Origin of the sequence: Kutzneria chonburiensis, from assembly GCF_028622115.1 — a bacterium.
GTDB classification, from domain to species: Bacteria; Actinomycetota; Actinomycetes; order Mycobacteriales; family Pseudonocardiaceae; genus Kutzneria; species Kutzneria chonburiensis.
Window position 1 is genome coordinate 3,313,806 of the sequence record NZ_CP097263.1, and the last position, 8,324, is coordinate 3,322,129.

Here is an 8,324-nt window from a genome sequence, read left to right on the forward strand (position 1 = left end):
ACGACACCGGAACCGATCGGCGTCCACCTTTTCGACGGTGCTGGAATGGCTTGCGACACCCGGCAGGAGTGGCGAAAGTGTTGGCAGCAATCACACCTGCCTTGGGGGGCTCATGATCAGCATGAAGAAGGTCGTCACCGCCGGGATGCTGGCCGTGGCACTGACGGCGACGACCGGCGCGGTCGCGTCCGCCGCGCCGGCGGGCTCGCGGGTCAACACGTGCAACGGTGCCAACTGGTGCAGCAGCGGCGTCGGCACGGCGGGCGGCGGCACCGTGTGGGTCGACTTCAGCGTCAGCAACGGCAGCGGACAGGCGACCATCAGCGGCATCGTGTGCCCCGCAGTCGGCAGCATCTGCGGGACCTGCCAGACGTACAAGGAGTACGTGCCCTATCACGGCACCTACGATTGCGGCGCGCTCGTGCACCCCGGTGACACGGTCTCCACGTCCGTGCACTTCTACGACGGCAGCCACGCGGACATCACGGTCGGCTGGCACCAGTAATCAGCACAGGGGCCGGTACGGGGCTCCGTTCACGTACTGGTCCCATTCCTGCTGCGACAGGGTCGGCCCGGACAGCTTGCAGAGCAGGGTGGCCGCGGCGGCGGGGTCGGTCTGCCAGAACTGGACTGATTGGTCCACACTGCCGGTGGCGAGCTGCGCGCCGTCGGGGGTGAAGGCGAGTCCTCGCGTGAAGGCGGTGTGGCCGGTGAACGTGGCCAGCGGCGCGGGGGCGTGGAGGTCGGCGAGGTCCCACAGGCGGGCGGTGCCGTCGTCGGCGGCGGTGGCGAGCAGGTGGCCGTCGGGGCTGAACTGGACCGCCTGTACGGTGCCGGCCTGGGTGAGCACGGCGAGGGCGACGGGCTGCGCACCGGTGACGTCCCACAGCCGGACGGTGTGGTCGTCGCCGCCGATGGCCAGGGTCCGCCCGTCCGGCGAGTAGGCGACAGTGTTGATTGCGTTGGCCTGCCACGGAAGTTTCATGCCGTGGCCGGGCTTACGCGGATCGTGGACGTCCCACAGCTGGGCGGTGTAGTCGTCACTGCCGCTGGCGAGCGTGCGCCCGTCGGGCGAGAAAGCGAGACCCCGCAAGGTGTTCTCGTGTCTGGTGAGCTTGGACAGCTGCGTCGGGCTGCGGGGGTCGGCGACGGACCAGAGGGTGATCACCCGGCTGTCGCCGCCGGCCGCCAACGTCTTCCCGGACGGGTCGAACGCGAGCGTCTCGATCGATTTGTCGCCGGGGCTGAACGTGGCCAGCGGGGTCGGGCCGGTCATGCTCCACAGCCGGACGACCCCGTCCTGTCCGCCGGTGGCGAGCAGGGTGCCGTCGGGGCTGAAGGCGGCCCCGTCGACCGGTCCGGCGCCGGCGGGCAGTCGGGTGAACGTGTCACCGTTGCGCACCTCGACCGAGCCGTCCTCCTCGCCGATCACCAGCGCGCCGCCATGTGGTTGGTACGCAAGCGAATCGATGCCGGCGGCACGGGAGAACGTCGGCGGGGGCATCCGCCACAACCACACCATGCCGACGTCGTCACCGGTGACGAGCAGCCGCCCGCCGTCGGCGAACGCCGCGCCGCGGGCCGGCGCCGGCACGTGCAGGGTGGTGATGGACGTGGCGTCGTCGGCGTCCCAAATGCGCACGGTCTGGTCGTCGCCGACCGCGGCGATCGTCCGCCCGTCGGGGCTGAACGTCAGGTGGTGGACGGTGAGGGTGTTCTTCGCGAGCTGACCCGTACGCACCGGGTGGGCCGGATCGGTGACCGACCAGAAGTCGATGGTCTTGTCGTCGCTGCCGATGACGGCCCGCCCGTCGGCGGCGAACGCGATCGACATGACGGCGGCGGAATGGCTGCCGAGAACGACCCCGGTGCGGTTCGGGCCGGTGAGGTCCCAGAGCCGGGCGGTGAAGTCCTTGCTGCCGCTGAGCAACACCCGTGTGTGCGGCGCGAAGGCCAGCGTCACCACCTTGTCGGTGTGGCCGGTCAGCGTGCCGAGCGCGGTGGGCTTGGCCGGATCGGTGGTGTCCCACAAGGCGATCGTGCCGTCGGCGTGGCCGAGGGCCAGCAGTTTCCCGTCGTCGGTCAACGCGGCGGACTCGACCGGCGGCCCGTCCGGGAGCACGCCGACCGGCGCCGGGTTCGGCCCCAGCCGCCGCAACTGGGTCTGGCCCTTCTCGCCGGAGGTCACCAGCAGGGTGCCGGCCAGTGCGATGGCCGTGACCTGGGTCGGGCCGGGAATCGTGGCCACCGGGTCAAGGGCGTCGGCGGCAGTGACCGACCAGATCCGGGTCGAGCCGTCCTCGCCCGACGTGACGACCGTGCGGCCGTCCGGTGTCACGACCACCCGGGTGACCGAGTTGGGCTGCGCGGCCAGCTGCCGGACCGGGGTCGAGCCGGAGGAGGCAAGCACGGCGCTGCGGGCTTCCGGGGTGTCCGCGACCCGGTAGGCGGCCAGGCTCAGCCGCGTGGCCAGCGCCGGGTCGGTCGAGCGCAGGCCGTCGGCCTGCGTGGCGACGGCACGGGAGATCGCGAGGTCACGCTGGTGGGTCGCGGTGTTGTTCTGGACGACGGCGACGACCGTGGCGCTCACCGCGACCAGGCTCATCACCGTGAGCCCGGCTACCAGCCGCCGCAGTCGCCGGGTCCGACGCCGGGCGGCGAGCACGGTGGCGTCGCGCTGGGCGATGGCGGCGTCCAGGAAGTCCTGCTCCACCTCGCCGAGCCGGCCGCGATGCCCGCTGGCCCAGTCCGACACCAGGTCCAGCCGCGGGCCTCGGTAGAGCAGGCTGGCATGGCGCTGTTCACGGTCCCAGGTCTCCGCCGCTTCCCGCAGCTGCTGGTGCAGCCGCAGGCCAGAGCGGTCCGACTCGATCCAGTCGTGCAGTCGCGGCCACGCCTGCAACAGGGCCTCGTGCGCGATCGTCACGGTGTCGGCGTCGACGGTGAGCAGGCGCGCTGCGGCCAGCGACGCCACGGCGCTCTCCACGTGATCCGGGTCAGGCAGCTGGCGGTGCAGCGCCGCGCGGTCCCCGAGTCGCCGGGAGTCCTGCTCCTGCTCACCGACGCGGACCAGGTGCAGCAGCAGCGCGCGGGCCGCGTCCCGGGTCTGCGGTGGCAGCGCGGCGTACGCCCGTTCCGCTGTCTCGGCCACTGCGTTGCCGATGCCGCCGGTCCGGCGGTAACCGGCCACGGTGAGGGTCGTCTCCTCGCGTTCCTGCCACGTCGCCAGCAGGGCGTGCGAAAGGAGCGGCAGCGCGTTCGGCCCGACCTCGGCCAACAGCACGTCGACCAGGCCCGGCTCCAGCGTCAGCCCGGCCAGCTCGGCCGGCCGGGAGATCGCGGCCCGCAGCTGCGCCCCGGTCATCGGGCCGACAGTGACCTGGTTGTGGCGCAGCGCGTCGAGCAGCTCGGGGTGGTTCAGGCAGCGGTCGTAGAAGTCCGCGCGCATCGCCAGCACGACCAGCGCCCGGCCGGTGGCCGCGATCCCGGTCAGCACGCTGACGAACGCCGCTCGTACGGCTTCGTCGCCGCAGAGCGTGAACAGCTCCTCGAACTGGTCGACGACCAGCACGATCCGCTCGGCGCCAGTCCTGGGCACCTTCTCGGCCTGCCGGGCCAGTTCGGCGCCGGGGTCGTCGGTCGGCGTCATCGTCAACACCGGCCAGCCGGCCGAGCCGGGCAGGGCGTCCTGGGCCAGCGCCGGCAGCAGCGCCGCGTGCACGAGCGAGGACTTGCCGACGCCGGAGGGCCCGACCAAGATCGCCGGCTTGCCGTTGCGCAGCGCGCCGGCGGCCCGGCCGAGGATCTCCTGCGCGGTTTCCTCACGTCCGAAGAACCACCGCGCGTCGGCCTCGTCGAAGGCGGCCAGCCCTCGGTACGGGCAGACGTCCGTGCGGGCCGGGCGCTGCTCGGCGGCGAGCAGCCGGACGAGGTGCCCGCCGGCGTCAAGGGCGTCGTCGAGGCGGCCGGCGAGGTCCGGCGAGGCCGGCTTGGCGCCGTTCTCGATCTTGCTCAGGTAGCCCTTGCTGTAGTGCGTGAGCTCCGCCAGTTGCGTCAGCGACAAGCCCCGGCCGGTGCGGACGCGTCGCAGCTCCCGACCGAACGGAGGCGCGGCAACATCGTTGCGAAAGCCCTGGTCAACCACGGTTTCCCTGTCTCCCCCCATGAAGAGGCAACCGCACATTCGTAGCCGCGGTGCCCCCGGCGCTGCCACCATGCTCGGTGTCCGCGGGCCCAGGCTAGCGGACGCCGATCACTCTTCTGGGGGACCGTTGTCACTCCATATCCACATCCATTGCACGGACACCGATCTGGGCGGTCTGACGTTCACCGCCAGACCCGACTCGCTGGGAGAAGTCCTACTCGCGTTACACGCCCTTCAGGCCGCTCCGGCGACACCGGTGGACTGCCGGACGCCGGGCGTCTGTCCGAACTGCGCGTCGCCGGCGAGGGGCACGGCGACGAGGGTCGTCAGCTCGGACCGTCCTTCGCCCGCCACGCACCGGCCGGCTCGCGGGCCGGGCATTGCGGTGCTCGATCGCGCTCGGCCGGCGCTGGTGCGTCGAGTTGTTCAGGACGATGTGGGTCCTGTGGCTCCGTCGGGTCCGTCCGAGGCGCTCGCCGCGTTGCTTGGCAAGACGCGTGCACAACTGCTGGTCGCTGCTAGTTGTGGCGCTACTACGACTGAGTTGGGCAAGAGCGCGGGCATCAGCCCCGCGTCGGCCAGCTACCACGCGACAATTCTGCGCAATGCTGGTCTGATTTCGTCGCGGCGGGTCGGTGTTGCGGTGCTGCACCAGCTGACGGAGCTGGGGCGTGAGCTGATCGGGCGGCAGCCGGCGGTCGTCTGACGTCTGACGGGGTTTGTTTGGTTTGGGCGCGTGGATTTATTCGGTGTGGTCGCGTGGATTTGGTGTGGAGCCTCTGCGCGATGGCCCAAGGGCTAAAAGCGGGCAGGACGAGCCTGCCCTTGGCCTGTCAATTGTACGCCATCGCGCCCCTCCACACAAAATCCACGCGACTAGTCGGAGTTGCCGTGTTGTGGTGTGGCGGGGAAGAAAGAAAAGCCTTTCTGCCTGGCGGGATTCACCCGTTAGGGATTCGTGTTCGATCTTGTGTTCGAGTATTCTCAGAAGTATGGAACTCACCCGCGACATCGAGAACAGGGAACCCACCGGGGCCATGTTCGATCTGGTGGTGGGCGTGGATCCCGCGAGCCTGACCCAAGAACAGCTGGTCAATTTTGTGGGGGCGGCCCGGAAGGTGCGGGCCGTGTGTGAATGGGCCGAACATGAGGCCCTCAACCACATCGACGACCTCACCGAATTGGCGATGGCCACGAAGGTCTCGGAGCCGGCGCTGGCCCGCTCGCAAGAGGTCGCCGCCGCCCTGGAGACTCATCCTGCGCTGGCGGCGCGGTTCCGCCGGGGTGAGATCGACCTCGCCCGGTTCGCGGCCGTGTGGGAGCGGACCCGCCACCTGTCCGACCCGGCCCAGGTCGCCGAAGTCGACGGAGCCCTGGCCGAGGAGGCCGGCGGTATGACCCGGACGCAGGTGTGTCGCAAGGCCACCGCGCTGGTCGCCAAGGCCGATCCGGATGGCTATGAGCAGCGCTGCCACAAGGCTAAGGACGACCGGCAGGTCGGGCTCTCTGCCTTGCCCGACGGCATGGCCAAACTGACCTGGATCCTCCCCGCTGTCGAGGCCCACCAGCTGTTCCAGCAGATCTGCGCCGACGCCAAGTCGCTGCCGAAGGACGAGCGCACCACCGACCAGAAGCGCTCGGATGTGCTCTGGGACCGTCTGCGGGGCAAGCACACCAACTGGAACGTCCGCACCTTTGTGACGATCTCGATGGAGACCCTGCTCGGGTTGACCAACGACCCCGGCCAGCTCGCTGGTTATGGCCCCATCGCCGCCGAGGCAGCACGGGAACTCGCGATGCACGGCCCGTTCCGAGGGCTCCTGCTGGATGAGTACCAGCAGATCTCCGCGATCAGCACCGACACCTACCGGCCCACGGCGCTGATGAAAGAGACGTCCGTTGCTCGGGCCGGCGGGACCTGCACCGCACCCGGCTGCACCCTCCCCATCCAGGAACACGACCACATCACCCCCTGGCCCACAGGCCGCACCCAAGCGACCAACCTGCAGGGGCTCTGCACCTGGCACCACCACCGCAAACACGACAACTACACAGTGACCCAGGATTCAGACGGCACCACCCACTGGATCACCCCGGCCGGCCGCCACCACACCACCCGCCCCCTGCGGCACTAACCGGGCAACGGGCACCGGGAAAAGGACTTCCCACAGCCACCACAAAAAGGGTGCACAGCGGGATTCAAAACCTAGCCACCGCCGTTCCTTCACACACCGATCGCCAACTCCCGAATTGGGTCGATTTTGTGCGGAGGGGCGCGATGGCGTACAATTGACAGGCCAAGGGCAGGCTCGTCCTGCCCGCTTTTAGCCCTTGGGCCATCGCGCAGAGGCTCCACACCAAATCGACCCATAAACCGAAGAACCCCCGAGAAACTACACGGCACGCGCACCAAACCCAACCCCAGCAAAGGGCGGGCGGGTGGGCCACCAAACCCAACCCACAAACCCACCCAACACCGCCACACACACCACCTCACCCCAACAGCGCCTCCACCCCATCCACACCCGCCTGACGCCACACCCCATATCGGACAATCCGAACTTCCAGGACGACTGTCCCCATTAGACAGTCAAGTAATCGATTCCGATGCAACGCCACCGTACCTACCGGCGATTATTCAGCCGGGCGGGCGGCTGCCGCCCTGCGCACGGCCCGGGGCGTGCGTTCCCCAGCGTTGAGGAGGAAGCCATGGCGTTACGTCCGGTTCGATGGCTCGCGGCGGCGACGGTGGTCGCCACCGGTGCCTTGAGCCTGGTGGTCGGCACCACGGCCGGTGCACTCACCACAGCAGCCACAACAGCGACAGCAGCCACAGCAGCCACAACAGCGACAGCAGCGGCACCGGCCACGGCGCCGCACCCGTTCCACAGCGACCCGAGCAACGGCAAGGCCCTGGCCACGCCGCCGACCACCTCGTTCTGCCTGGCCAACTTCGGCATCCACTGCTACCAGCCGTTCCAGCTGACCAAGGCCTACAACCTGGCGGCGCTGCACGACCACGGTATCGACGGCCGGGGCAAGACGATCGTGATCGTGGACGCGTTCGGCTCGCCGACGATCGCCCACGACCTCCAGGTGTTCGACCAGACCTTCGGCCTGCCCGACCCGCCGTCGTTCACGGTCCGCCAGGACGCCGGCCCGGTGCCGCCGTTCGACCCGACCAACAGCGACATGGCCGGCTGGGCCTTCGAGACCACTCTGGACGTGGAGTGGGCGCATGTCTTCGCGCCCGGCGCGAAGATCCTGCTCGAGGCGACGCCGGTGTCGGAAACCGAAGGCGTGCAGGGCTTCCCGGAGATCGTCAAGGCCGAGAACTACGCCATCGACCACCATCTCGGCGACGTCATCTCGCAGAGCTTCGGCGCGACCGAGCAGACCTTCCCGAACAACGGCGCGATCATGAGCCTGCGGTCGGCCTTCCTGAACGCGGCCAACCACAACGTGACCGTGCTGGCCAGCTCCGGTGACGACGGCGCGACCGACTTCCAGCTCAACCTCACCGACCTGTACACGATGCGGGTCAACAGCTGGCCCTCGGCCGACCCGCTGGTGACGTCCATCGGCGGCACCATGCTGACCCTGGACGACAACGGCAACCGCACGCAGCCCGACGTGGTCTGGAACGACCTCAACTCGGTCGGCGGCGGGGCCGGCGGCGGCGGCCAGTCCTCGGTGTTCCCGCGGCCGAACTTCCAGAACGACGTCCGCTCGGTGACCGGCAACCACCGCGGCACCCCGGACATCTCGCTGAGCGCGGCGGTGGACGGCGCGGTCGTGGTGTATTACACGTTCGACCCCACCCGTGTCGGCTACCACCTGGTCGGCGGCACGAGCGAGGCGAGCCCGGAGTTCGCCGGCGTGGTGGCGATGGCCGACCAGCTGGCCGGCCACGACCTCGGCAACATCAACAACCGGCTCTACCTGCTGTCCCACGCCCGCAACCTGACCGGCGAGGTGGACGTGACGCAAGGCAACAACACCTTCGGCCCGTTCACCAACAGCGACGGCACCACGCACACCGTCGTCGGCTTCGACGCCGGCCCGGGCTACGACCTGGCCAGCGGCAACGGCACGATCGACGCAGCCAAGTTCGTCCCGGCGCTCGCGTTCACGCCGAACTTCTAGTTCCTCACGACTGAGGGGCCGGTATCACCGGCCC

General features: G+C 69.5%; 6 protein-coding genes. 4 read left to right on the top strand and 2 right to left on the bottom strand.

Annotation, left to right across the window (positions count from 1 at the left end; genetic code table 11):
• Nucleotides 1-112 precede the first annotated feature (112 nt).
• Entirely contained in the window at nt 113-505 is a 393-nt protein-coding gene (locus tag M3Q35_RS14865; protein WP_273942341.1) for a hypothetical protein, read from the top strand.
• Here M3Q35_RS14865 and M3Q35_RS14870 read toward each other — a convergent pair whose 3' ends face one another.
• The gene (locus M3Q35_RS14870) at nt 506-4,216 is read right to left on the bottom strand and encodes an nSTAND1 domain-containing NTPase (protein ID WP_337960583.1); all 3,711 of its coding nucleotides are present in this window, start codon (nt 4,214-4,216) and stop codon (nt 506-508) included.
• A 162-nt stretch (nt 4,217-4,378) separates the two neighbouring features.
• A complete protein-coding gene (locus tag M3Q35_RS14875) occupies nt 4,379-4,525 on the bottom strand; it encodes a hypothetical protein (RefSeq protein WP_273942343.1) in 147 nt (48 codons plus the stop codon).
• A gap of 163 nt (nt 4,526-4,688) precedes the next feature.
• Between M3Q35_RS14875 and M3Q35_RS14880 the strand changes: the two genes are divergently transcribed.
• The 3 genes from M3Q35_RS14880 (at nt 4,689) to M3Q35_RS14890 (ending at nt 8,290) form a co-directional block, all read left to right on the top strand.
• Nucleotides 4,689-4,850, top strand: a complete 162-nt coding sequence (locus M3Q35_RS14880; protein ID WP_273942344.1) for a helix-turn-helix domain-containing protein — start codon at nt 4,689-4,691, stop codon at nt 4,848-4,850.
• Between the two features lie 286 nt (nt 4,851-5,136).
• Nucleotides 5,137-6,279, top strand: a complete 1,143-nt coding sequence (locus M3Q35_RS14885; RefSeq protein ID WP_273942345.1) for an HNH endonuclease signature motif containing protein — start codon at nt 5,137-5,139, stop codon at nt 6,277-6,279.
• Between the two features lie 574 nt (nt 6,280-6,853).
• A complete protein-coding gene (locus M3Q35_RS14890; RefSeq protein WP_273942346.1) occupies nt 6,854-8,290 on the top strand; it encodes a S53 family peptidase in 1,437 nt (478 codons plus the stop codon).
• Nucleotides 8,291-8,324 lie beyond the last annotated feature (34 nt).

What these genes read in the sequence shown, in the direction of transcription:
- M3Q35_RS14875 (WP_273942343.1), bottom strand. Translation starts at nt 4,525, where the DNA reads ATGCCCGGCCCGCGAGCCGGCCGGTGCGTGGCGGGCGAAGGACGGTCC.
- M3Q35_RS14865 (WP_273942341.1), top strand. Translation starts at nt 113, where the DNA reads ATGATCAGCATGAAGAAGGTCGTCACCGCCGGGATGCTGGCCGTGGCA.
- M3Q35_RS14885 (WP_273942345.1), top strand. Translation starts at nt 5,137, where the DNA reads ATGGAACTCACCCGCGACATCGAGAACAGGGAACCCACCGGGGCCATG.
- M3Q35_RS14870 (WP_337960583.1), bottom strand. Translation starts at nt 4,216, where the DNA reads ATGGTGGCAGCGCCGGGGGCACCGCGGCTACGAATGTGCGGTTGCCTC.
- M3Q35_RS14890 (WP_273942346.1), top strand. Translation starts at nt 6,854, where the DNA reads ATGGCGTTACGTCCGGTTCGATGGCTCGCGGCGGCGACGGTGGTCGCC.